Origin of the sequence: uncultured Wocania sp. (assembly GCF_964021735.1) — a bacterium.
Taxonomy (GTDB): domain Bacteria; phylum Bacteroidota; class Bacteroidia; order Flavobacteriales; family Flavobacteriaceae; genus Wocania_A.
Map to the genome: position 1 here is coordinate 1 of NZ_CAXIBN010000021.1, position 25,840 is coordinate 25,840.

Annotated in this window: 26 protein-coding genes; 14 read left to right on the forward strand and 12 right to left on the reverse strand. The window is 30.1% G+C overall.

Annotated elements, in window-relative coordinates:
- The 5 genes from AADI82_RS03305 to AADI82_RS03325 all read left to right on the forward strand — a co-directional run.
- A partial coding sequence (locus tag AADI82_RS03305) for an ABC transporter ATP-binding protein (RefSeq protein ID WP_341215046.1) occupies nt 1-746 on the forward strand: 746 nt, incomplete at its 5' end.
- Between the two features lie 117 nt (nt 747-863).
- Nucleotides 864-2,549: a hypothetical protein gene (locus AADI82_RS03310; RefSeq protein WP_341215047.1), complete on the forward strand. Its 1,686-nt coding sequence runs from the start codon at nt 864-866 to the stop codon at nt 2,547-2,549.
- A 56-nt stretch (nt 2,550-2,605) separates the two neighbouring features.
- The gene (locus AADI82_RS03315; protein ID WP_341215048.1) at nt 2,606-3,199 is read left to right on the forward strand and encodes an SCO family protein; all 594 of its coding nucleotides are present in this window, start codon (nt 2,606-2,608) and stop codon (nt 3,197-3,199) included.
- A gap of 57 nt (nt 3,200-3,256) precedes the next feature.
- Nucleotides 3,257-4,576 (forward strand): DNA recombination protein RmuC, encoded by a 1,320-nt coding sequence (rmuC, locus tag AADI82_RS03320; RefSeq protein WP_341215049.1) that lies wholly within the window; start codon nt 3,257-3,259, stop codon nt 4,574-4,576.
- Between the two features lie 9 nt (nt 4,577-4,585).
- Complete coding sequence (locus tag AADI82_RS03325) at nt 4,586-5,122, forward strand: acyl-CoA thioesterase (protein WP_341215050.1); 537 nt, start codon at nt 4,586-4,588, stop codon at nt 5,120-5,122.
- Between the two features lie 9 nt (nt 5,123-5,131).
- On the opposite strand, the gene AADI82_RS03330 is transcribed toward AADI82_RS03325, so the two are convergent.
- The 3 genes from AADI82_RS03330 to AADI82_RS03340 are packed head-to-tail and all read right to left on the reverse strand — an operon-like array spanning nt 5,132 to nt 9,115.
- Nucleotides 5,132-7,648, reverse strand: a complete 2,517-nt coding sequence (locus AADI82_RS03330; protein WP_341215051.1) for a carboxypeptidase-like regulatory domain-containing protein — start codon at nt 7,646-7,648, stop codon at nt 5,132-5,134.
- Complete coding sequence (locus tag AADI82_RS03335; protein WP_341215052.1) at nt 7,632-8,543, reverse strand: FecR family protein; 912 nt, start codon at nt 8,541-8,543, stop codon at nt 7,632-7,634. Before AADI82_RS03335 ends, AADI82_RS03330 begins: the two co-directional genes overlap by 17 nt.
- Nucleotides 8,544-8,590: 47 nt before the next feature.
- Nucleotides 8,591-9,115 (reverse strand): RNA polymerase sigma factor, encoded by a 525-nt coding sequence (locus AADI82_RS03340; RefSeq protein WP_341215053.1) that lies wholly within the window; start codon nt 9,113-9,115, stop codon nt 8,591-8,593.
- Between the two features lie 388 nt (nt 9,116-9,503).
- On the opposite strand from AADI82_RS03340, the gene AADI82_RS03345 reads away from it, so the two are divergent.
- From AADI82_RS03345 to AADI82_RS03375, 7 genes are all read left to right on the forward strand, one after another.
- Entirely contained in the window at nt 9,504-10,577 is a 1,074-nt protein-coding gene (locus tag AADI82_RS03345; RefSeq protein WP_341215054.1) for a hypothetical protein, read from the forward strand.
- 218 nt (nt 10,578-10,795) lie between these two features.
- Nucleotides 10,796-11,179, forward strand: coding sequence for a hypothetical protein (locus AADI82_RS03350; protein WP_341215055.1), 384 nt, complete (start codon nt 10,796-10,798; stop codon nt 11,177-11,179).
- Nucleotides 11,180-11,195: 16 nt separating this feature from the next.
- The gene (locus AADI82_RS03355) at nt 11,196-11,771 is read left to right on the forward strand and encodes a T9SS type A sorting domain-containing protein (RefSeq protein WP_341215056.1); all 576 of its coding nucleotides are present in this window, start codon (nt 11,196-11,198) and stop codon (nt 11,769-11,771) included.
- A 4-nt stretch (nt 11,772-11,775) separates the two neighbouring features.
- The gene (locus AADI82_RS03360; protein ID WP_341215057.1) at nt 11,776-12,621 is read left to right on the forward strand and encodes a DUF5777 family beta-barrel protein; all 846 of its coding nucleotides are present in this window, start codon (nt 11,776-11,778) and stop codon (nt 12,619-12,621) included.
- Nucleotides 12,622-12,633: 12 nt separating this feature from the next.
- Nucleotides 12,634-12,993, forward strand: a complete 360-nt coding sequence (locus tag AADI82_RS03365; protein ID WP_034044045.1) for a cytochrome c — start codon at nt 12,634-12,636, stop codon at nt 12,991-12,993.
- 24 nt (nt 12,994-13,017) lie between these two features.
- On the forward strand, nt 13,018-13,371 hold the full coding sequence (locus tag AADI82_RS03370; RefSeq protein ID WP_341215058.1) for a cytochrome c: 354 nt from the start codon (nt 13,018-13,020) through the stop codon (nt 13,369-13,371).
- A gap of 59 nt (nt 13,372-13,430) precedes the next feature.
- The gene (locus AADI82_RS03375; protein ID WP_341215059.1) at nt 13,431-13,952 is read left to right on the forward strand and encodes a YceI family protein; all 522 of its coding nucleotides are present in this window, start codon (nt 13,431-13,433) and stop codon (nt 13,950-13,952) included.
- A gap of 38 nt (nt 13,953-13,990) precedes the next feature.
- On the opposite strand, the gene carB is transcribed toward AADI82_RS03375, so the two are convergent.
- Both carB and rpmH read right to left on the reverse strand, forming a co-directional pair.
- Nucleotides 13,991-16,843, reverse strand: coding sequence for a carbamoyl-phosphate synthase large subunit (gene carB / locus AADI82_RS03380; protein WP_341215060.1), 2,853 nt, complete (start codon nt 16,841-16,843; stop codon nt 13,991-13,993).
- Nucleotides 16,844-16,956: 113 nt separating this feature from the next.
- Nucleotides 16,957-17,118, reverse strand: a complete 162-nt coding sequence (rpmH, locus tag AADI82_RS03385) for a 50S ribosomal protein L34 (protein ID WP_027878648.1) — start codon at nt 17,116-17,118, stop codon at nt 16,957-16,959.
- A gap of 300 nt (nt 17,119-17,418) precedes the next feature.
- Here rpmH and AADI82_RS03390 point away from each other — a divergent pair, with 300 nt between their 5' ends.
- Complete coding sequence (locus AADI82_RS03390) at nt 17,419-17,994, forward strand: DUF2892 domain-containing protein (RefSeq protein WP_341215061.1); 576 nt, start codon at nt 17,419-17,421, stop codon at nt 17,992-17,994.
- Here AADI82_RS03390 and cls read toward each other — a convergent pair.
- From cls to AADI82_RS03405, 3 genes are read right to left on the reverse strand one after another with little or no spacing between them, the layout of a single operon-like run.
- Entirely contained in the window at nt 17,991-19,448 is a 1,458-nt protein-coding gene (cls, locus tag AADI82_RS03395) for a cardiolipin synthase (RefSeq protein WP_341215062.1), read from the reverse strand. The two genes, AADI82_RS03390 and cls, sit on opposite strands and share 4 nt — an antisense overlap.
- Nucleotides 19,449-20,378 (reverse strand): lytic transglycosylase domain-containing protein, encoded by a 930-nt coding sequence (locus AADI82_RS03400; protein ID WP_341215063.1) that lies wholly within the window; start codon nt 20,376-20,378, stop codon nt 19,449-19,451.
- A gap of 35 nt (nt 20,379-20,413) precedes the next feature.
- Nucleotides 20,414-21,079 (reverse strand): alpha/beta hydrolase, encoded by a 666-nt coding sequence (locus tag AADI82_RS03405; RefSeq protein ID WP_341215064.1) that lies wholly within the window; start codon nt 21,077-21,079, stop codon nt 20,414-20,416.
- A gap of 116 nt (nt 21,080-21,195) precedes the next feature.
- Between AADI82_RS03405 and AADI82_RS03410 the strand changes: the two genes are divergently transcribed.
- Nucleotides 21,196-21,492, forward strand: coding sequence for an N-acetyltransferase (locus AADI82_RS03410; RefSeq protein WP_034044027.1), 297 nt, complete (start codon nt 21,196-21,198; stop codon nt 21,490-21,492).
- A gap of 60 nt (nt 21,493-21,552) precedes the next feature.
- Here the strand turns inward: AADI82_RS03410 and mtaB are convergent, their stop codons facing one another.
- The 4 genes from mtaB to AADI82_RS03430 all read right to left on the reverse strand — a co-directional run bounded on the left by mtaB (nt 21,553) and on the right by AADI82_RS03430 (nt 25,682).
- The gene (gene mtaB, locus AADI82_RS03415; RefSeq protein WP_341215065.1) at nt 21,553-22,878 is read right to left on the reverse strand and encodes a tRNA (N(6)-L-threonylcarbamoyladenosine(37)-C(2))-methylthiotransferase MtaB; all 1,326 of its coding nucleotides are present in this window, start codon (nt 22,876-22,878) and stop codon (nt 21,553-21,555) included.
- A gap of 146 nt (nt 22,879-23,024) precedes the next feature.
- Nucleotides 23,025-23,642 (reverse strand): lysoplasmalogenase, encoded by a 618-nt coding sequence (locus tag AADI82_RS03420; RefSeq protein ID WP_341215066.1) that lies wholly within the window; start codon nt 23,640-23,642, stop codon nt 23,025-23,027.
- A gap of 442 nt (nt 23,643-24,084) precedes the next feature.
- A complete protein-coding gene (locus AADI82_RS03425) occupies nt 24,085-25,260 on the reverse strand; it encodes a GlmU family protein (protein ID WP_341215067.1) in 1,176 nt (391 codons plus the stop codon).
- Nucleotides 25,261-25,430: 170 nt separating this feature from the next.
- Nucleotides 25,431-25,682, reverse strand: coding sequence for a type B 50S ribosomal protein L31 (locus tag AADI82_RS03430; RefSeq protein WP_034044011.1), 252 nt, complete (start codon nt 25,680-25,682; stop codon nt 25,431-25,433).
- Between the last annotated feature and the right edge of the window lie 158 nt (nt 25,683-25,840).

Genomic DNA, 25,840 nt, shown 5'->3' on the forward strand with positions numbered 1-25,840 from the left:
TTGGTTATTCAACTAAAAAGCTACAAACTGTTGTGGCTTCAAATATAAATATTGAGTTAAAGAAAGGTGAATTAGTTGGTTTAATTGGCGCCAATGGCATCGGAAAATCAACTTTAATCAGAACTTTAACTAATGTTCAGAAACCTTTAAATGGTCATATTTTTATTAATGAAAAGAATATCTCAGCTTATCAAGCTGTTGATTTAGCCAAGGTTATGAGTTTGGTTTTAACCGAGCAAATAGCATCTAAAAATTTAACCGTTTTTGAGTTGATTGCATTAGGCAGACAACCATACACAAGTTGGATTGGTAATTTATCTGAAAATGATAGAACCATTATAAATAAATCTTTAACGCAAACAAATATTGATGATTTAAAGTACAAAAAGTGTTTTGAATTAAGCGACGGACAATTACAAAAAGTAATGATTGCACGTGCTTTGGCACAAGACACCGATTTAATTATTTTAGATGAACCCACAACGCATCTCGATATGTATCATAAAGCATACATATTAAAATTGCTTCAGAAATTAGCTAAAGACACTAATAAAACTATTCTCTTTTCGTCTCACGAAATAGATTTAGCTATTCAGTTATGTGATAAACTTATTGTAATGACTAATAAGGAAGTGGTTTCAGACCAACCGTGTAACCTTATAGAAAAGGGAACTTTCAACTCATTATTTCCAAAAGATTTAATTGCTTTTGATGTAACTACAGGTAGTTTTAGAATTAAGAAGTAGTACTATTTATTTTCCTTTCTTAATTTTCATTACATTTACATAATTGAAAATCAGTTTTTTAGCCACTTCCTCCTTATTTATTAATGATTTTCTAACCGAATTTTAAATTATATACCAATGAATTCATTAAAACTTATTGCCTTAGTTTCTGGGCTATTATTATGCTTTAATTGCAAGAATAAAAACCCTAAACCCAATCCTGAATTGGCTTCAATAGATTTTCAAAGAGGTGATTTGTTATTGTGTGGTGACGGACAATTTGGAGAATTAAAATTCTCACTATCATGCAATTATGAAACAAGAGAAACTTTTGATTTAGCTGTAGCTTTACTACATTCATTTCAATATAATGAATCTGAAAAAGCATTTGTTAAGGTTATTGATGCAGACCCTAATTGCCCTATGGCTTATTGGGGTGTTGCCATGAGTATTTATCATGCTGCTTGGTTTCCACCATCAGAAGAAGATTTAATGAAAGGCTCTGCGGTATTAAAAATAGCGAAAACTTTATCGATGGACGATAAGCAAAGAGACTATATAAATGCTATTGATGCTTTTTATACCAATTGGGAAACTATAGACCACAAAACAAGAGCAAAACGCTTTGAAGATAAAATGGAAGCTATACATTTAAAACACCCAGAAGATATTGAAGCTGCAATATTCTATTCCTTAGCTTTATTTTCTACTAGAGATCGTGTTGGAAAAGACTATATAAATGAAAGAAAAGCTGGGGAAATTCTAGAAGGTTTATTTGCCGAAAACCCAAACCACCCAGGCATTGCTCATTATATTATTCACAATTATGATAATCCCACTTTAGCTCAAAAAGGTTTAGAAACAGCTAGACGTTATGCTAGTATCGCTCCTTCTTCTGCTCATGCACAGCATATGCCTTCACATATTTTTACTAGATTAGGAATATGGGAAGAGTCTATAAATTCAAATTTACAATCAACAGAAAGTGCAAGATGTTATGCTGAGGCTGCCGCATTGTCGGGTTCATATTTTGAAGAATTACATGGTATTGATTATTTAGTATATGCGTATCTTCAAAAAGGAGATAATGCCAATGCGCAACTTCAATATAACCTAATTAAAGAACGAAAAAAATTTCACCCCCAAATGTTAATGGCTTCAACCTATCCTTTAGCGGCTATACCAGCTAGACTTGCTCTTGAGAACAAAGATTGGGAACGCGCAACTAATTTAGAGTTACAAGACATAGAATTAGATTGGAACCAATTTCCTTGGCAAGAAGCAATACACCACTTTGCCGTTGCTTTAGGAGCTGCAAACACAAAAGATTTTAATACCGTTGAGAAAAAAATTGAAATTTTAAAAATTTTGCATCAAAACCTAATCGATCAAAATGATAAAACAAAAGCTATTCAAATAAAACAAGTTGAAATACAAATTAAAACAACTCAAGCTTGGTTAAATTTTAGACAAGGTAATATTGAAAACGGACTTGCTCTTATGAAAGAAGCGGTAGAAATAGAACGAAAAACAAGTAAACACCCAGTAACTCCTGGCGATGTTTTGCCTGCTATAGAATTACTTGGTGATATGCTTTTAGAATTGAATAAACCAGAAGAAGCATTAGCTGCTTTCGAAGAAAATTTAAAAGAACGTCCATACAGGTTTAATGGCATTTATGGAGCTGCAATCGCTTCAAAACAAAGTGGTAATATAGACAAAGCCTCATTATATTTTAATCAACTTATTCAGTTAACTAAAAACTCAAATAGTGATAGACCAGAAATAGTAGAAGCCAAAGCTTTTGTTAAAACTAAAGATTAATCTATTTAAGAATGAATAAAAATCGTTTTGCTTTTTGCATATTTATACTTGTCTGCATGATATCTTGCAAACAATCATCTAAAAAAATTTTACCAATTTATAATCCTTCAGGCTTTAATCCCGAATTAGTAGATAAAAGTCTTCAAAAATCCACTAAAAACCATACAGTATCAGACTTTAAACTTATAAATCAAAATGGAGACACAATTACTCAAGAACATTATAAAAACAAAATTTATGTAGCAGATTTCTTTTTTACGCGTTGCGGGACCATTTGCCCAATAATGACAAATAATATGGCAAAAATTCAAAAGGAATTTATAAATGATAACGATATAATTTTATTATCACTTTCAGTAACACCAGAAATAGATAGCGTTCCAATACTTCGTGAATACGCAAATAACAAAGGGGTAATTGACAGCAAATGGAATATTACTACAGGAAACAAAAAGCATATATATGAACTTGCTCGAAAAAGCTATTTTGCAGTTGTTGAGCAAGGCGATGGTGGTTTACAAGATTTTATCCACACGCCTAACTTTATTTTAATTGATAAAGAAAAACAAATTCGTGGCATTTATGATGGCACAAACGATATAGAAATTCTACGTATTATAGAAGATATTAACACCTTGAAAAACTTATAACTTCACACTTCTGTCTTCCAACTAAAAAAATTATCTTTGGTTAAACTTCTATTTTAAATGAACGATAACCTTATTCTTATCATAGCAATTCTTATTTCTGGAGGCATTGGTGCCTACCTTGGTATTACTATTACTAAACTAAAAAGCAAAAGTGATAAAAGCACCCTAGAAGAAAGGCAAAACCAACTAACTCAAAATATAAATGAGCTTAAACAGAATTTAAATAAGGTTGAAAATGACCGTGAAGATATTCGTAAAGAAAAAGATTTTTTAAATGCTGAATTAACTCGAAGAAATACCGAATACGAAAACTTGCAACAACTCAACTTAAAACGTGATGCAGAAATAGAAGAACGCCAAGAACAATTACGAAAAGATTTCGAATTATTAGCCACAAAAATACTCGATGAAAAATCTGAAAAATTCACACTTCAGAATAAAGAAAACATCAAAAACATTTTAAATCCGCTTCAAGAAAAAATTAAAGTTTTTGAAGAGAAAGTAGATTTAACTCAGAAGGAAAGCATTAGCATGCATTCGGCATTAAAAGAGCAATTGCTGGGATTGAAAGACCTCAACCAACAAATGACAAAGGAAGCTACCAATTTAACTAGAGCCTTAAAAGGCGATAGTAAAATGCAAGGAAACTGGGGCGAATTGGTTTTAGAACGTGTTTTAGAAAAATCTGGTTTAGAAAAAGATAGAGAGTATTTTGTGCAACAAAGTTTCACAAGAGAAGATGGTTCTCGTGTTTTACCAGATGTGGTTTTAAATCTTCCTGATGGCAAAAAAATGATTATTGACAGTAAAGTGTCTTTAACAGATTATGAGCGTTTGGTTAATGCAGATGATGATGACAAAGCACTATTTCTAAAAGCGCATGTAAATTCTATCAGAAAACACGTAGACCAACTTTCAGATAAAAATTATCAAGATTTATATGATATGGAATCACCAGATTTTGTACTCATGTTTATTCCTATAGAACCTGCATTTGCAGTAGTTGTAAATGAAGATAATTCCATTTACAATAGAGCATTTGAAAAAAATATTGTTATTGTAACACCATCTACGCTACTTGCAACTTTACGTACTATTGACAGCATGTGGAACAACGAAAAACAACAACAAAATGCCATAGAAATTGCACGACAAGCTGGTGCACTTTACGATAAATTTGAAGGCTTAGTTTCAGACCTTACAGGTGTTGGTAAAAAGATTGATGCTGCAAAAAGTGATTATTCTGCGGCAATGAATAAATTAGTTGAAGGCAGAGGAAACCTAATCACCAGTGTTGAAAAACTTAAAAAAATGGGTGCCAAAGCTAAAAAAGCACTTCCTGAGGCTATTATAAAACGTGCTGAAGAAGATTTATAAAATATAAATATGTTTAAAAATATAAAAGATTCTCAAATTACCATTTCAGAACTCATGCTACCTTCGCACTCCAATTTTAGTGGTAAAATTCATGGTGGTTATATTTTAAATTTAATGGATCAAATTGCATTTGCTTGTGCTTCAAAACACTCCAGACATTATTGTGTTACAGCATCGGTAAATAAGGTTGATTTTTTAAACTCTATAGATGTTGGCGAATTGGTAACACTTAAAGCCTCGGTAAATTACACAGGACGCACCTCTATGGTTATTGGTGTTCGCGTTGAATCTGAAAATATTCAAACAGGTAAAATAAAACACTGTAATTCTTCATATTTTACTATGGTTGCCAAAGATGAAGATAATAAAAACGTTAAGATTCCTGGTTTAATTTTAGACACCGAACAAAGCATCAGACGTTTTGCAAGAAGTATTGCTAGACAAGAACAATCTAGAAAAAGATCTTCTAATTTCAAGCCTTCAGAATTTAAAGCTGAAGAACATATCGAATTTATTAAAACTCAAAATGCAAAAATTGCACTTTAAATAAATCTATTAAAAATATATTCTAAAAACGGCATTAGGAGTTATTCCTAAAGAATGTTGCACATTCTCAATTAAATCTTGATTATTAACACGATAAAAATTATTAATCTGGTTTTCTTTGTTTAAAACATTCCAAACTGAAGCTCCAAAATTAGCTCTTGTTTTCTCACCAAGCTTAAAATTATAAATAGCAGAAATATCTAAACGCATGTAATCTTCCAAATTTGAAGCATTAGTTGCTCCATAATTCACCTTGTTATTAACAACTTCATTTCCAAAAACTGGCAACGTTGTTGGTTTACCAGAGTGCCAATTTAACCCAGCAGAAAGCTTTAATTTACTAAACTTATAAGCTGTTCCTAAGGTAATAGTCTGTGTTACATCATAGTTACTAGAAAAATAATTAGCTTCTAAAGACTTAAAAGAATAATGATTATTCATGAAAGAATAACTAAACCAGGTATTAAACTTATTAAGTTGCTTTCTCAACAAAAAATCTAATCCTCTAACATCATAATTACCACTCTTTTTCTCGAACTCATATTTGTTTTGAAACCCTTGACTTTGTGTTGTTATCCCCTTAACTAATTTATAATAACCATCTAAACTAAACAACCAACCACTATGGCTATAACTTAAACCAGCAGAGATTTGTTTGCTAGTAATTACTGGAATATTTTGATTGTTTGATAATTGCCATCGGCGTTTTTCTATCCCTAAAAAATCGTTTTGAAAATTAATAACCTGAGATGTATTTTGGTGTTTAAATTCTCCTAAAATTTCTAACGAAAAATGTTTAAGAAATTGATGATTAAAACTCAGCCTAGGTTCCCAAATAGATTTTTTAAATTTATTTATATAATTGTATCTAACACCAATATTTAAGTTGGTTTTTTTATTAATAGATTTATACCCTATTTGCGAAAAAACACCATGAGTCCTCAATACCTCAGAAATTAAAACTCTAAACAAAGGCACATCTACATCGTCTAAATTTGTGACCTCGGTCTCCACAAAGTGGTAACCACTTAAAAGCTGTAAATAAGCATTTAACTTATAATTTGCTTTAAGTTTTACACTCGTTTCTGATACTATATTCTCTTGCAAAAACCGTTGAGCATCTAACAGGTTTACATTTACAGCCTTTAATTTATAATCGGTTTCATAAACTTCAAGCTCTGTTTTCAACTTATCATTCCAAAGTCTATTATAATGCAATGCTCCAGCAATACTATTTTGGGCTAATTCACTTTTACGAGATTCTTCTTCATTATTTATTGTAGCATTTTCGTTAAACTGAAGTTGGTTATGGACGTTAATAAAATTGAGTCTTAATTCATCTTTATCGCTAATCCTATATATCCATCGTAATGAGGTATCGTAAAAATCGAACGCCTCATTAGTATTTGTAATCATTGTTGTATTAGAGGCCACTTCGGTGTTTTGTGAAATTCTATCAAAAAAAGCAGTATAGGTTGGGGTCTCAACAAAATTACTAATGGATTTTCTTGCTGCAATTTGGATAGAAGAAGCATCACTAATTGGAACATCCGCAAATCCGCTTACATTAGTTAAGTTAGCTCCAAATATGCCTTCAAATTTATTATTTATTTGGTTTTCAGTTTGCATAACAATAGTACCCGAAACACCATCGGTAAAACTCACATCACTTCCATTTTTTCTTAAAGAAACGTTTTGCGTTATTTGGGGGTTGTACATAGAAATTAAACCAAAAAAATGACCCGATTGATACATTTTTACACCATCCCAAAGAATTAAATTTTGGTCATGAGTACCACCTCGAATATTAATATTAGAAACGGTTTCGTTTATGCTTTGTATGCCTGGAAAAGCTTGAACAGATTGTAAAACATCATTCTCAATTAGCCCAGGAAGAATATCAAAATCGGAAAAATTTATGCTGTAAGACCCATTACTTATTTTATTAATTCCGCTAGTAATATAATTTGAAATTACAACTTCTGATAAAGATTGAAAATTAGGTCTTAAAAAAATGGCTTCACAATTTGATTTAGAAAATGTAGCAGATAATTTTATAACTGTTTTATACCCTAAAAACCGTATTGTAATGGGCTGAGTAATACTTTCAATTTCAATTTGAAAAAAACCATTTTCATCTGTTATGGTTGATGTTTTTGGTGATTGAATAGTTGCTGCAACAAGAGGTTTCAAATTATCTTTATCCCTCACATAACCACAAAGTACTATATCTGGTTTAAGTTTAACCAAAATAAAACGTTCGCCCATCTTGGAAAATAATAACCCTGTTTTGGTTTCAAGATAAGTTAAGGTTTCGTTTAATGATAAACTTTTAAGCGGAGGTAACAAAAAAATGTTTTCAATAGTATCTTCTGCATAGTTAAATTGAATATTGTATTGCTCTTGTAATACTGTTATAACCTGAGCTAATGACTCTTGTTTATTAGTGTTTTGTGAATAACTACTAAAAAAAACAAGAAACGATAAACTAAAAAAAAGAGTTATTTTTTTAATTCTCCTGTCCATGAATAATTACTAGGTTTGAAGAATTCAATTCGTAGGTCATATTCATTGGCTGCGTAATAGCAATAAGTGCTTTTTCAAGATTATCATGATGAAAACCTCCTGTAAACAATCGATTCACATTTATATTCTTAAAAATAACTTCAATATTATATTGCCGTTCCAGTTCTGATAAAACCTTTTTAATAGGTATAGCATAAAAATCACTCATGTTATGTGTCCATTTAGGAGAGTCCTCATTCATTTTTCCTTCGGTAAATTTACCTTCTAGTATTTGATAAGTATCTCCTGCTAGTAATTGTCTAACAATGGTATCTGAAACTACTTTTACTATACCTTCAAAACACTTAACTTCGAAATAATTGCTACGCTGTTTAACATTAAATTGCGTCCCTATTACTGTTATTGTGCCACTGCTGGTTTTTACATCGAACGTTTTTCCTTTTGCAACTTTAAAATAAGCTTCTCCATTAAGTTTTAAACTTCTGTTATTACTCCAATCTTTAACTTTATAAGTAATTGAAGACAATGCGTTTAATTCTACTTTAGAATGGTCTGGAAGCTCTATAGTAGTCTTTTCACTAGCAAGTGTTTCTACATGAGTATTATTGGAGTGAAAAACAATAAAGTATAAACCAAACGCAATAAATATCGTTGCTGCTATTTTTAATAAAGGTTTAAACCATCGTAATTGTTTTACTTTGTTTTTAGAAGATCTGTATTGGGTTTTAAAAGTATTAAAATCGTCTAAATTATTGAATTGGGATGCTTTAAAATGTTTTGCATTATCAACAATATACTCACTTAACAAAGCATCATCTAATTTATAAAATGCTTGTTTTTCAGTGTCTGTAAGGGTATCGTTTAACCATTTTCCTATTAAGTATTCTTTATCCATCTATCCTTAACTTTAATATATAACAACTTAAAACTTAAAACTCCTGACTATTTTATTTTAAATCCATCTAATTCTTTCTTCAATATATTAAACGCGCTATAAATTCTATATTCAACTACTTTTTGAGTTACTCCTAAAAGCTCAGCAATTTCACTATGCTTTTTTCCTTCAGCTTTATTCAATAAAAATGCAACACGTTGTTCTTCACTTAAGTTTTCTAAAACATTTTGATAGCGTTCTAAAAATTGTTTTTTTTCTAAAACAAATTCAGGGGACTCATTTGTGTAATTTTTAGGTTTTTCTAAATGATATTTTAATACGACTCTTTGATGCTTAATATCGTTTAACATCATGTTATTGGCTACAGTAAATAAAAAAGCTCTGGCTTTACTAAAAGTTACTTTTTTGCAGTTATTCCAAAGTTTCACAAAGGCATCTTGGGCTTTATCTGCAGGATTATATTGCTCGCCATATTTATAATACAAAAAATCATGTAAATCTTGTATATGCTTATTGTAAACACGTTCAAACACAGCATCTTCACATATGTTATCGTTAATTTTTTTTGGCAAGGTCTTTAGTTTTATCCTCTAAAGTTATGTAAAAAAAATTATTAAAAACTAGGGAGTTTTATATCACATATTGTTTTATTATAAAAAGCTTCAAATACTTTTAACAACAAATCACAAAATATTGATACGCTAATTAGTCTTATTTCTAAAATAAAAAGAGAGATTAGTTTTTATGAATAAAAAATTATCTGAAACAACAAATGCATATACACATCAATAACAAAGCTCACTCTAACAGTTATAAATTAACTAAAATTAGATTTGAAAACTTAAGACAAACTTCGAGGATGTTATAGTATTTAGAATTAAATATAAATAAAAAAGTTTCAGGAGTTTTAAGTTTTAAGTTGTTATATAGTAAAAGCCCCAAATTCAAAATTTAGTAATCATGAAAAAAACATTAAATATAATAGTCTTTTTTTTCTTAGTTGCATCAGTAATATTTACATCTTGTAGGACTGAAGAAACTGAAATTATAGAAACGCCTCCTGCAGATGCTTTAACTTCTGGCTCAGCAGTTGCAAGCTTAATACAAAAAACAGCAACTAATGACGGCTCTAAAGATAACATTATTGATTATGCCAATTGTTTTAATATTAAACTACCCATAACCGTTACAGCTAACGGACAAGTAATTTCTATAAACTCTGAAGAAGATTACAAAATAATTGAACATATTTTTGATGATTCTGATGATGACACAGATACAATTACTATTACATTTCCTGTAAAAATCATTCTTGATGATTTTAGCGAAATTATCATTAATAATTCTAGTGAGTTAACAAACTATTCCAGTTACTGCAATGGCGAAAATGAAGCTGATGATGATATTGAATGTTTAGATTTTAAGTACCCTATATTGGCTTTTCAATTCAACTCCAACAATGAAATTATTAACACCATTACAATAGATTCTGATAATACTTTATACAATTTTATTAAAGATTTAGACCAGTTTGACCTTGTAACTATTGATTTTCCTCTAACAGTAACGCTTTTAGATAACACCGAAATAGTCATTAATAATTTAACTGAATTAGAAAATACAATCAAAACTTATGAAGATTATTGTAACGAAGATGATAATTATGATTATAACGACGATGATTGCAATGATTGTAATACCAATGAGCTAATAAATATTTTAACTAATTGCTCAGACTGGGAGGTAGATAAACTAGAACGCTATGGCAATGATTATGATGACGTCTATAGTGGTTACGAATTTAACTTTTTTACAGACGGAACTGTCTCTGTGTATTGGTCTAACATAACCGAATACGGCACATGGGAAGCTAGTGGATCTGGTAATAATATTACAGTAACAATAAACATCCCAAATCTGCCTTACTGTAACAATGATTGGATATTACATGAAATATCCCAATACTCCGATTCGAAAATAGATTTAAGAGTTGGCAATAATAATAGAATGAGATATGAAAATAATTGCAACTAATGTTAAAATTTAAGCTAGTAGAAATACTTTAATGAAAAAGAAAAATTTCAATTATCAAATGAATGTTCCTTTTATGTTGGTTTTAATCATTTGATTGCTAGCAAAACTGCTTCAGCATTAAACTGAAGCAGTTTAAAAAATAGTAGATGAGTAATTTTAACAGCAACAGGTGTTGAGTTAAACCTGTTTTTAACTAAACACTAACTTATAAACATGTTATGAAATACAAATGGGTTTTTGCTTTAATTATCATATTGCTAACTATTATAGTAGTTTATAATTATATATATCAAGATCATAGAAATATTAAAACAGAGCAGGCAGAATTTATCTTAACTCCTAAAGAATTTTTAAATGAATTTTCAATAAACCCAAATAAATCTGAACAAAAATATTTAAATAAAACTATTGAAGTTTCAGGCAGTGTTTCTGAAATCAATAAAACAGACTTGACAATTGAAAATAATGTGTTTTGTCAATTCAACAAAAACATAAATCTATCTGCAAAAATAAATACAAGAATAAAAATAAAAGGACGCTGTATAGGCTATGACGATTTATTAGAACAAGTCAAATTAGACCAATGTTATATTATTAACTAATCAAAAAAATAAAATAATGAAAACAAAACTACTTGCCTTATTATTCTTAGGAATATTTAGCACTCAAGCACAAATTACACATAATCTTAATTGGGAAATTGGTATAGGAACCAATGTAGATTTAACTATTGATGAAGGTGATACTGTTATTTGGACTTGGACAGACGCTTTTCCGCATACTGTAACAAACTTACCTGGAAGCACAGAAACTTTTAATAGTGGTTCTAAAACAGGAAATGGAATGACATATTCTAAAACCTTTAATAGCGTTGGTTCAAACCCATACCAATGTAATTTTCATCCTTCGACTATGAAAGGAACTATAACTGTGCAAAGTGCACTTAGCGTAAATGACTTTGCGCTAAAGGGGTTTTCACTCTCACCAAATCCAGCCAGTTCTTTAATTTCTTTTACGCTTCCAAAAGAGGTAAACACAGGGACAATTAGAGTTGTTGATTTACTAGGTAAACAACTGTATTTAAGCAATATAAAAGAAACAACTCTTGATGTTTCAGGCTTAAGTAAAGGCTTATACTTTGTAAAAGTATCCTCTGAAGGTATTAATCATACTAAACGTTTTATTAAACAATAAATCTATGAAATCAATATTTTTAATTTTCTTGTTTCCTATATTTTGCCTTGCTCAAAATGATTTATTAGATGAAATAGATTCAGACTCCATTGGAGCACAATATGTAACTGCGGCTTTTAAAGGTTTAAAAATTGTAAATTTTGAATCAACTAAGCTTGTTGCTAAAAAAGAACTAACTTTTATTGTAGCACATAGATTTGGAAGTGTAGAAAATGGTTTTGATAGTTTCTTTGGTCTTGATGATGCTGTAACTAGATTAAACTTTGTTTATGGATTAACTGATGCCATAAATATTGGAGTGTCAAGAAGTTCATTCCAAAAAATTTACGAAACATCATTTAAGTATAGGCTTTTAAGACAAGCAGAAAATGGTTCTCCATTTACTATTGTTGGTTTTAATGCCTTTCTTATCAATACAGCGTTAGATAAAGCAAATTTGCCACTATTAAAATTTAAACATCGTTTAGGGTATACTGCACAATTATTAATATCTAGAAAGATAGATACTAATTTTTCAATTGAACTTGCACCAACTTTTTTTCATGATAATTATGTTATGGTTGACGCACAGAACAACTCGCAATTTGCGCTTGGTTTTGGTAGTCGCTATAAACTTGGTAAGCGCTGGTCTTTAAATGCCGATTATGGTTTACACTTAAATAGAGCTAGTAACTCACCCTTTAAAAATCCTTTATCTATTGGTCTAGATTTAGAAACTGGAGGTCACGTATTTCAAATGCATTTTACAAATGCACAAGGCATGAATACTAATAGTTTTTTAGGGCAAGGGTCTGGCGATTGGTTTGATGGAGAATTTTATTTCGGATTTAACTTAAGTAGAGTATTTTAAAACAATATGATGATGAAAAAATATTTGTATTTAATTATTAGCACAATTATAACCTTTAGTTGTACTAATTCAAGTGAAAGTGATTTAATAGATGTACAACCAAATCCAGTTTTAACTACCTATGATGATATTAAAACTATCATTAATAATAATTGTATTAATTGTCATCAATCCCCTCCAGTAAATGGAGCAAATACGCCGTTACTTATTTATGAAAACGTAAAAAACGGAGTATTAAATAATAATTTAATAGGTAGAATATCAGCGCAAGCTGGTAATACTGGGGCTATGCCTTTTGGTGGTCCTAGATTACCACAAAACTTAATTGACCAAATTATAAAATGGGAAGCAGATGGATTACTTGAAAATTAATAATCACTCTAAATAAATAATGCTATGAATTTTAAAAACTTAATTTACGTTTCTGCAATTTCTTTATTGCTCTTAAATTGTTCAGGTGATAGTGATGAAGTTACACCTCCAACACCTACACCTACTCCAGCAACAATAACTTATAATAACACTGTTAAAAATATTATGAGTGGTAATTGTACATCTTGCCACGGCACCCCTACTACTAACGGTGCACCTGTATCTTTTACTACTTTTTCTCAAGTTAAAACAGATGTTGATAAAATAATTACTCGTATTAATAGCACCACAAACCCAATGCCTCCGAGTGGTTTAATGGGACAGTCAAATAGAGATTTAATACAAAAATGGAAAGATGATGGGTTATTAGAAAACTAATCCTTTTTAAAACAAGTTTGGTTATGTTTTTGTTTAGCTTAGATATAAACTCTAATATTATGAAATATTTTGCTTTTTTATTTACCCTATTATGCTTTAATACTTTTGCTCAAAGTAAGTACTTAACAAAAACTGGGATTGTTATATTTGAAGCCTCTGTACCGTCCTTTGAAGAAGTAAAAGCAACAAACACTACAACAACTGCTATCTATAATAAAGATAATAACGAATTTGCAGCTTTAGTTTTAGTAAAAGGTTTTCGTTTTAAAAATGCTTTAATGGAAGAACATTTTAATGAAAATTATGCTGAATCAGACACCTATCCAAAAGCGACTTTTAAAGGTAAAATAAATGTTATAAAAAACAAACACTCTATAACTGGTAGTTTAAATTTTCATGGAAAAACCCTAAAGGTAACCACTATTCCGTTAACCGTTTTAAATGAAAATAGCACGATTAAAATTTTAGGAAAGTTTACAGTAAACGCCACCGATTTTGATATTAAAATACCTAAAATAGTTAAGAATAAAGTTTCTGAAACCATTGAGGTTTCCTTTGAATTTAATATGAAAAAGAAGTAAAAAAAAGCCGCTTTAAGCGGCTTTTTCTATTGAAATTACTATTTACTCAAATACATTTTTCGTCGTGAATATAAATCGTAAAATGCATCATCTTTTAAGCCATCGATAAATAAAATACTTTCACCAGTACTTTTCATTTCTGGTCCTAGTTTCTTATTTACGTTATGGAATTTATTAAAAGAGAATACTGGTTGCTTAATCGCATAGCCTTCTAATTTTGGTTGGAAATTAAAATCTTTTACTTTCTTTTCACCTAACATCACTTTTGTTGCATAATTCACATAAGGCTCTCCATACGCTTTTGCAATGAATGGCACAGTTCTAGAAGCTCTAGGGTTGGCCTCAATAATGTAAACCGTATCATCTTTAATTGCAAATTGAATATTAATTAAACCTACTGTTTTTAATGCTAAAGCGATAGTTTTTGTATGATCTTTAATTTGTTGCATTACTAAATCGCCAAGATTAAAAGGTGGCAATAAAGAATTACTATCTCCTGAGTGAATACCACAAGGCTCAATATGTTCCATGATGCCTATAATGTAAACATCTTCACCATCGCAAATTGCATCAGCTTCTGCTTCAATAGCACCATCTAAATAGTGGTCTAGTAATAACTGGTTCCCTGGCATTCTGCTTAATAAATCAACAACATGCTTTTCTAGTTCTTCTTTGTTGATTACAATTTTCATTCCTTGCCCCCCTAACACATAAGATGGTCGTACTAAAATTGGAAAGTCCAACACATCTGCAATTGCAGAAGCTTCATCAGCAGTTGTAGCAATATCAAATTCTGGATAAGGAATATTATTTTCTTTTAAAAGGTTTGAAAACAACCCTCTGTCTTCTGCTAAATCTAAAGCTTCAAAACTAGTTCCTAATATCTTGATACCGTATTTGGTAAGTTTTTCAGCAAGCTTTAAAGCCGTTTGCCCCCCAAGTTGTACAATAACACCTTCAGGCTTTTCATGTTTAATAATATCGTAAATATGTTCCCAAAAAACAGGTTCAAAGTATAATTTATCGGCTGTATCAAAATCTGTTGAAACTGTTTCAGGATTACAGTTTATCATAATAGTTTCGTAACCACATTCAGCGGCAGCTAAAACCCCATGAACACAACAGTAATCAAATTCTATACCTTGACCAATTCTATTTGGTCCAGAACCTAAAACGATTACTTTTTTCTTATCAGAAACAATACTATCATTATCTGCATAACGATTACCGTCAGCAGTTTCCATATCACTTTCAAAAGTAGAATAATAATAAGGGGTTTTTGCTTCAAATTCCGCAGCACAAGTATCAACCAGTTTATAAACTCGATTTACGCCTAACTCTTCACGCTTTGAATACACTTGACTCTCTAAACAACCCAGCATATGTGCTATCTGTCTATCTCCATAACCTTTTTGTTTTGCTTCAAGCAACAAGTCTTTTTCAATAGTATCAATAGTAAAAGTTGATATTTCATTTTTTATGAAGTGCAATTCTTCATATTGCTTTAAAAACCACATATCTATTTGTGTGATTTTATGAATTTTACTCAAAGGAATTCCCATGGCAATAGCATCATAAATAATAAACACTCTATCCCACGAAGCATAGGTTAGTTTTTCTATAATCTCATCATAATTCTTATTTTCTTTGGCATCAGCACCTAATCCGTTACGCTTTATTTCAAGAGATTGTGTTGCCTTATGAAGTGCTTCTTGGAATGATCGTCCAATACCCATAACCTCTCCAACAGATTTCATTTGAAGTCCTAATCGTCTATCTGAACCTTCAAATTTATCAAAATTCCAACGTGGTATTTTCACAATCACATAATCTAAAGTCGGTTCGAATAATGCCGAAGTAGATTTTGTAATTTGATTATTTAATTCATCTAAATGATAACCTAAAGCTAATTTAGCTGCTATTTTTGCAATAGGATATCCTGTTGCTTTACTTGCTAATGCTGAAGAACGCGATACACGTGGGTTAATCTCTATAGCAATAATATCTTCATTTTCATCTGGAGAAACTGCAAATTGCACGTTACACCCACCTGCAAAATCTCCTATATTACGCATCATATGAATAGCCATATCACGCATTTTTTGATACGTTCTATCACTTAATGTCATTGCTGGAGCTACCGTAATAGAGTCTCCTGTATGAATTCCAATCGGATCCATATTTTCAATAGAACAGATTATTACTACATTATCATTTGAATCTCTAAGTAACTCTAACTCATATTCTTTCCAGCCAATTAAAGCTTTATCAATCATAACTTCATGAATTGGAGAAATCTCTAATCCGCGAGTTAGTAATTCATCAAAATCTTCTTCTTTATAAACAAATGAAGCTCCTGCTCCTCCTAAAGTAAACGAGGCTCTAATTATTAAAGGGAATCCAAATTCCTGAGCAATTTCTTTGCCTTTTAAATAAGATGTTGCCGTAGCTTGAGGTGCCATTGGAACACCAATTTTTAGCATCAACTCTCTAAACTGTTCTCTATCTTCAGTAATATTTATAGCGTCAATATTAACACCAATAATTTCTACATCAAAATCTTTCCAAATTCCTTTTTCATCAGCTTCAATACATAAATTTAATGCAGTTTGTCCACCCATCGTTGGTAAAACAGCATCAATTTGTGGATGCTCTTTTAGTATTTGTATCAACGATTTTGTGTTTAATGGAAGTAAGTATATGTGATCTGCCATAGACGGATCAGTCATAATAGTTGCAGGATTAGAGTTTATTAATATAGTTTCTATCCCATCTTCCCTCAACGACCTTAAAGCTTGAGATCCTGAATAATCAAATTCGCATGCTTGACCAATAATGATAGGCCCTGAACCAATAATTAAAATAGATTTTAGTTTTTCGTTTTTCGGCATTTTCTTTCAGTTATATGTTGGATTTTAATTCGTTACAAAAATAGTAATCAGTAGATATAAAAAAAGGCATTACACTTAAGTAACACCTTTTTATTATCAACAATTGTTAATCATTATTTCTTATGTCTAGTTTCAGATGACACAGATAATTTTTTTCTTCCCTTAGCTCTTCTACGTGCTAATACTTTTCTACCGTTAGCAGAAGCCATTCTTTCTCTGAAACCGTGTTTGTTTCTTCTCTTTCTTTTAGAAGGCTGAAATGTTCTTTTACTCATTATCTTAAATCTTTAAATCTGAATTGTAATTTTTATAATGTATTAGGCTACCCTAAAAACCGAGGGCAAATATACAAAGCCTTTATTACTTTGACAAACCTTATTTTAAAAATATTTTTAATTTATTTTTTTGAAGTAAAAAAGCATGTTACACCTTTATTTATTTGGGATAACCATTACTTTTTGTTAAATACAAATACTTATTTTTTAATAAAAATTTAGTTTCTTTGCAGTTGTAAAACAACAAGAAAAGATTGTTTTTAATAAAAAGCATCTAACTATTATTTCAAATTACGCATCATGTACAATAAAATTATAAAACTAATTATTGCAGCAGGTATTATTGCCTATGCCGTTTATCAATTTACCGAAGGTTTTATTGGTAATGGCATTATGTTTATTCTGTTATCTTTAATTTTTGTATTCTTATACTTTAAAAATGAATTTATTTTATTGGCTTTTTTAAGATTACGTAAACAAGATTTTGATGGTGCAAAAAAATGGTTGAGTAAAATTAAAAATCCAGAATCTGCATTAGTAAAAAAGCAACAAGGGTATTACAACTATTTACACGGTTTGATGGTTTCTCAAAGCAATATGAATGAAGCCGAAAAGTATTTTAAGAAAGCTATTACTTTAGGTTTATCTATGGATCATGATTTGGCAATGGCAAAGTTAAATTTATCTGGAATCGCATTTTCTAAACGCAGAAAACAAGAAGCACAAAAACTTTTATCTGAAGCCCAAAAACTTGATAAACAAGGCATGTTGGCTGACCAAATAAAGATGATGAAAGAGAATATGAAGCGTGCAGCTGGACCAAATCAACACTATGGTTCTGGTGGTTCTTTAAGAGCGCAGAAAAGAAGAGGTTAAATTAACGGAGACCAAAGCCTACAATACGATTCTTTTAATTTATCAAAACTCGAACGATTTAAATACGTGTTATAATTTACCTCATTGCTATTTTTCAGATCTTCTAAGAAATGTTTTTTAAGAATTTTACTTTGCTCTACATCATAAATTAAAGTATTTACCTCAAAATTTATATTAAAACTGCGATAATCCATATTAGAAGTTCCAACTGTAGAAAATAAATCATCAACCACCATGGTTTTAGCATGAACAAAGCCTTTGTTGTATTTGTAAACTTTAACGCCTGCTTTTAACAAAGCATCTAAAAAAGAGTTTGAAGCATGCTTTACAATCCAAGAATCTGATTTTTCAGGAACAATTAATCGAACATCAACCCCACTTTTTGCTGCTATTTGTAAAGCTGTTATTATTTGTTCGTTTGGAACAAAATAAGGTGTCGTGATATAAATATAATCATTGGCAGTTACAATGGCAGTAAAAATAACTTCCATAATATTTGCCCAATCTGTATCTGGTCCACTTGCTGCAATTTGTAAAGCGACATCATCCTTATCCATTTCAACCTCTGGAAAAAACGTTTTATAAACTGCTAATTTCTCATCTGAAACAAAATCCCAAGTAGACAAAAAATGAATTTGTAATGATTTTACAGCTTCACCTTCAATACACATATGGGTATCGCGCCAAAACCCTTTCGTTTTGTTTTTATTAAGATATTCGTCTGAAATATTAATTCCTCCAACATAGCCTATTTTACCATCAATTACAGCTATTTTTCTATGATCTCTGTAATTCATTTTTCCTGTGAATTTGGAAAAAAGAACGGGCATAAATGGATGATGTTTTACACCAGAATCAGATAATTTACGCTTCATTCGTGTTGATATTTTACTACCAACATCATCATAAATTAATCTAACTTTTAAACCTTCTTTAGCTTTATCGCAAAGAACATTTAATACTTCTGTGCCAATATTATCATCTTTAACTATATAATATTCTAAATGGATATGATGTTCTGCTTTTTTTAAATCCTTCAGTAAATGTTTGAATTTTTCATCACCATCTTTAAGTATCTTAATTTTATTTTTTAATGTCAATGGCTCTTCATCACTAGTATGCAGCAACTTAACTAATTTTACTTTTTCTTCTAAGTAGTTGTCTACTTTTTTTATTTGTGCTTTATTAAACTCTAATTCTTTATTAATTGATTTTACTACACTTTTATTTAGGATATGCTTTTTGCTAAAGATTTTATTTTTTCGATATTCTTGACCAAAAAGATAATAGACTAGTAATCCTAAAAAAGGAAAGAATACTAAAACAATAATATAAGACAGGGTTTTAGTAGGGTTTATGCGTTTTAAAAAAATAGTAAATACTGCAGATATAGCTAATATATAATTAACTATAACTAATAAATACCAAATGTTTTCTTTTATAAAATCTAGCATTTATGGATTGCTCTGGTAATATCCTTCCTTAGGAATATCAATCTTATAGAGTTTTCTAGATTTATTATTAAGGTGTGGCTCTCGCAACCATGGGTTATGTAGTTTTAATATTTTGTAATTAATACCAAAATTCTGTGCGAACTTAGAAAAATCTGTAACTGCCGAATCTACCTCTACTTTATAAGTTGGTATATTTTTATATAAATCTTTTTCTCTAAAATTAAAACCATATTTATCAGGATTAGACAAAATTTCTTTTAGAGCTACAATTCTAAACAAATAACGACCTGTTTCTTCACCTAATAATAAATCATAATAATTATTTACATTTTGTGCTTTTAAGCGTCTAGACATTCCTGCATTACCGCCATTGTATGCAGCAGCTGCAAGTGTCCAAGAGCCTAATTTATCTTTAGCTTTTTTTAAATATTTACAAGCAACTTCGGTTGCCTTTATTAAGTTATAACGTTCATCTACATTAGTATTAATTTCTAAACCGTTTTCTCGTCCTGTAGATTTCATTATTTGCCAAACCCCTCTAGCGCCAGCGGGAGACACAGCATTTGTTAATCCGCTTTCTATAACTGCTAAATACTTAAAATCGTCTGGAATACCATGTTTTTCTAAAATAGGTTCGATAATTGGAAAATACTTTTTAGCTCGCTTAAACATTAACAATCCGTTAGATTGCCAATAGGTATTAACTAACAATTCTCTATCCATACGCTCAAAAATATCTGGGTTATTTAATGGGATGGGTTCGCCAGCAAAATTCAAATCATCAGGAACTTGTAATGCATAAACATTATAATCGTTTATTAGTTTTGTTTCAAAATTTTCATCAGTAGGCGCGTCTTGCAAGGCATAAATAAATAATGCGCATAAACTTAATAATCCTACAAAGGCTAAGGCTTTCTGTATTATCTTCATGTTTAAAAAGTTTTGTTTAAAGTTAAAATTTTAAATTAGTTATCTAAAATTATTTGGGGTAAATTTTCATTAAACCATTTATATTTATTTATAATCATAATATGTGTACCCCCTTTTACGGTAATACAATTTGATATATTTTTTATAGGAAATACATTATCGCTATCACCATGAATATGTATTATTTCCAGATTATACTTGTCTTGATTCCAGCATATCATATTCTTTATTGCCCAGCTTAAATATTTACTATCATTAACTGATAAATACTTTTTATACAGCTCTAAACGTTTAGTAACATTACTGCCAAAAGCGTATTTTGCAAAAGCATCAATATTACTGGCAAGCTTTGTTGGTATTAACTTATAAGCTTTTGTAGCTTTAGCAATTAGCATACGTTTTGGTAACTCATGTATCGATTTCACACTAGATACAATTATGAGTTTTCTAACCTTGATATGCTTATTAATTTCTTGAACTAACACGCCTCCAAACGACACTCCAAGTAGTACAATATTGTCGTGTTTAATGTTTTTTGAAAGTCGTAAAGCATAATCGTTTAACGATTCTTTCTCTAATGGAATTATCCATTCTAATACATGAATTTTAAATTGATTTTCTGGCAACTTAATATATTCGAAAATTTTGGGGCTTGCTGCCATTCCTGGCATTAAATACACATGTATTATCTCTTGACACATAAGGTTTTAACCTTTAATTCTATTGACGGTAATGTTTTTTTTTGTACTTTTGCACAAAGTTATATAAATAGCGCTCGCTATTTTAAAGATTCCTAAGAAATAAAATAAAATTCATTATGGTTGATGCTGCAGAATTAATAGACAATGATTTTTTACGTCAGTTTGAAATTAAAATTGATAATCATTTGGCAAAAATTGAATATTCATTACAAGAACGCAAGATTTTTTTAACCAAACTTATTATTCCTGAGGGCATTAAAGACGAAGACTTTAAAAAAGAATTTTTAGCACTTGTTTTTGAACAAATTGAAGGACGTAACTTAAGTGTGGTTCCTACAAGCCCTGAAATTGCTAAGTTTGTAAGAAGTAACAGAAAGTATAAACGAATGCTTCCTGTTGGACTAAGAATATAAATATTATAATTTAAGAAATTAAAAAAACTCTGGAAATTTTAGTTTCCGGAGTTTTTTGTTTTATAGGGCTAGTTCTTTTACAAACTCAATCCTCACCAATCCATCGTCATCAATCTTTGTTAATTTAACTTCATGTAAAGTATTTACCAATTCTGGATTCCAAGGTACTTTAACTTTTACATAATTTTCAGTAAAACCATAAATATAACCTTCTCTATTTTCGCTTTCAAACAATACTGTTCTAGTGCTTTCTATTTGACTTTCGTAAAAAGCACGACGTTTTTTAACCGATAAACCTCGTAGCATTTTACTACGTTTATTTCTCACATTCATTGGCACCACGCCATTCATATTTACAGCTTCGGTATTATCGCGTTCAGAATAAGTAAACACATGCAAATACGAAATATCTAACTCGGTTAAAAAATTATAGGTTTCTAAAAAATGTTCGTCAGTTTCACCAGGAAACCCAACAATAACATCAACACCTATACAGGCATGCGGCATTACTTCTTTTATTTTTGATACGCGATCAATATATAATTCGCGCATGTAGCGACGTTTCATTTTTTTAAGAATCTCATTACTTCCAGATTGTAATGGAATATGAAAATGCGGTACAAATGCACGAGATTTTGAAACTAAATCGATGGTTTCATTTTTTAAAAGATTAGGCTCAATTGATGAAATTCGTAAACGCTCAATACCTTCAACTTTATCTAACTCTGTAACTAAATCTAAAAAGGTATGCTCGTGTTTTTTGTTACCAAATTCACCTTTACCGTAATCGCCAATATTTACACCCGTCAAAACAATTTCTTTTATGTTCTGCTTCGATATGTCTTTAGCATTTTTCAAAACATTTTCTAACGCATCACTACGAGAAATACCTCGTGCCAATGGAATAGTACAATAGGTGCATTTATAATCGCAGCCATCTTGTACTTTTAAAAATGCACGCGTTCTATCTCCTATTGAATAAGAACCAACATAGAAATCAGCATCTTCAATTTCGCAAGAATGTACTTCTCCAAAATCATTTTTAGAAAGGTCGTTTAAATAATCTGTAATCTTAAATTTCTCAGTAGCACCAAGCACCAAATCTACCCCATTAACATTGGCTAATTCTTGTGGTTTAAGCTGTGCATAACAACCAACAGCAGCAACAAAAGCCTCAGGATTTGCTTTTTGAGCTTGCTTTACAATGGTTTTAAAACGCTTGTCTGCATTTTCGGTAACCGAGCAAGTATTAATAACATAAATATCTGCTTTTTCAGAAAAATCGACACGATTAAAACCTTCTTCACTAAAGTTTCTAGCTATGGTTGATGTTTCAGAAAAATTAAGTTTACAACCTAAAGTATAAAATGCTACTTTCTTTTTCATTGATTCGTTTTGATTTTCACGTAAGTGCAAATCTTGTTATACTACCTGTTTCTATTAAAAGACTGCAAATTTACAACTAATAAGTTATATTGAAAAACGGAAATATTTAAACATAAATTCTATTCATTTACTGGGTTTAAGCTAAGCTAGGAAAGATTTATTTTACCACCATATTTTTCTACTTGTTCTTGCTCGAATTCTTTTTCGTTTATAATTCCAAAAACAATTAAATAAACAGCAATACCATAAAAAAACATAATTAGAAAATCTTGAATGGGTAATGAAAATTTGAAAATTCTTATTGCCAACATGCCTTCTCCTATAGAGTATAGCACAGTGCCAACAAACACATAAAGATAACTTTTATTACTATACACGTCTTGTCTTAAATACGCAAATTGCATCATTAATAAAGTTATAAAAAAGCTGAATAATGCAGGTATTAGAAAATTACCGAGGTCTTCATAAAGAAACCATATTAAAAACATGGTATAAGCAAACATAATTAGGGTAAACGGAATTAATCTTGAAACGTTAAAATCTTTTCTATGTGAAAATTTTATACTAAGAAATATTTTTGCTGCAGAAAAAAAGAATAAACTCAATCCCAAAAGAATAATATTGCTATGAATAATATTAAGCAAATCCCCAATAAGAAAAAATACCAATGCCAAGAACACACATAAATGTTTTTTGTAATTACCTCCAACCCTATTAAAGTAAAAATACCCTATTAAAAGAAGTAATATAAAAGGTTTGGACATAAATCGATATGGAAATGGAGAACAATTTAATTTTACAACAATATCAATTAACAGCACTAAAAAATAAAGTAATGCGAATTTTTTATGACTCGAAAAGATATATTTTATCATTATTGGGGCAATGATGAATTATCGACTAAAATAACAAAAAAATCGATTAAAAGCTAATTTGTTGTAAAATAACACATATCACCAATATATTTTCCTTCTTTTAGTTTAGATGAAAAGTAATATGTTTTGTTTTGCAGATTTATAATTAAAGAAAATCGTCTTTTGTGCTGTCTATGAGTTTTGACATTTTTTTAGCTTGAAAAAACGTAAAGATTCCAGTATAATATAAGATAATAAAATAGCTTCTTTTATAAAAAAGATTTAAAAATAAACATATCATTTTGAATTTGAATACATTAATAGTAAGTCAGTATTTAAATTTATCTCTAAACTAATTTCTTCTATACTTTTTTGTTTCTTCAAACACATGTTCAAATATCGCTTTATCTTGTTCTGAAAACTCTAAACCTCTCCTAGCCATAACAATGCTAGCTACCTCAAAAGCTTTTTTAGTCAAGTAAGTTGTAAAACCAGCATTTCCGCCCCAACTAAAACTAGGTATAAAGTTTCTAGGAAAACCACTACCGAAAATATTGGCACTTACCCCAACAACGGTTCCTGTATTAAACATAGTGTTTATACCACACTTACTATGATCTCCCATGATAAGTCCACAAAACTGTAATCCTGTTTTAGCAAAACCTTCGGTTTTATAATCCCACAAACGCACTTCGGCATAATTATTTTTAAGATTAGAGTTATTGGTATCTGCTCCCAAATTACACCATTCGCCTATTACAGAATTCCCTAAATAACCTTCGTGCCCTTTATTTGAATTTTGAAAAAGCACTGAGTTTTTTATTTCGCCTCCTACTTTACAATAAGGTCCAATAGTAGTAGGTCCATAAATTTTGGTGCCCATTTTTATTCCAGCACTTTCACATAATGCTAATGGTCCGCGCACAAGCGCACCTTCCATTACCTCGGAGTTCTTTCCTATATATATTGGCCCACTGCTTGCGTTTAGTGTTGCGAATTCTAAAGAAGCACCTTTCTCTATAAAAATATTTTCTGATGCAATGATGTTATTACTCGAAGGAATAGGTTGAGATTTTCTATCTTTAGTTATTAAATTAAAGTCTTCTTGAATAGCCTCTCCGTTTTTAGAAAAAATATCCCAAGTGTGTTCTATTTTTATAACATCAGAATTAAATTCTATTGTATCATAAGCATCAAAATCAACTTCTTCTTGAGAAGCTTTAGTGTAAAAAGCAATAACATTTTCCTCATTAAAAATTGCTTGATTTTCCTTTAAGCCTTTTACAAGATTTACTAAATTTTTGTTTGGTAAATAGGAGGCGTTTATCATTATGTTTTCGTCCATCTCTACCATAGGATATTTATCTGATAAATAATCTTCGGTTACTGTGGTTATTGTCGAACCCAAATAAGTCTCCCATTTTTCTCGAATAGTTAAAATACCTACTCTAATATCAGCAACGGGTCTTGTAAAAGTAAAAGGCAATAAATTATTGCGAGAAGGACCATCAAAAAGAATATAATTCATCTATAATTACATTTAGAAAGCCCAAATATAAACATTAGTACAAGTACTTGTATCGCATTTTGGCTAGTAAAATAGTAGGTTATCGTTGTGTTCGAGAACATAAAAAATAAACAATAAAAAAAAGCCTTTCATGAAATATGAAAGGCTTTAATATATTTATATAACGAGATTTATTTTTTAAACTTAGCGTACTTAGTTTTAAATTTATCAATACGACCAGCAGTATCTACTAATTTAGATTTACCTGTGTAATATGGGTGAGATGTTCTTGAAATCTCCATTTTAACAAGCGGATATTCAACACCATCAACCTCTAAAGTTTCGTTAGTATTTGCAGTAGATTTAGTTAAAAACACATCGTCGTTAGACATGTCTTTAAATGCTACTAATCTATAATTTTCTGGATGTATACCTTTTCTCATCGCTAAACGCTTTTTATTCTTTATAATTTTCGAGCTGCAAATTTAAGCATTTTTTATAAATGAGCAATACTTTTTAAAATTTTTTATTACTAACAAAAATGTAACGTTTTATTATCTTTGAATACTAACTAATCAACTAACAAATTAAATAATATATT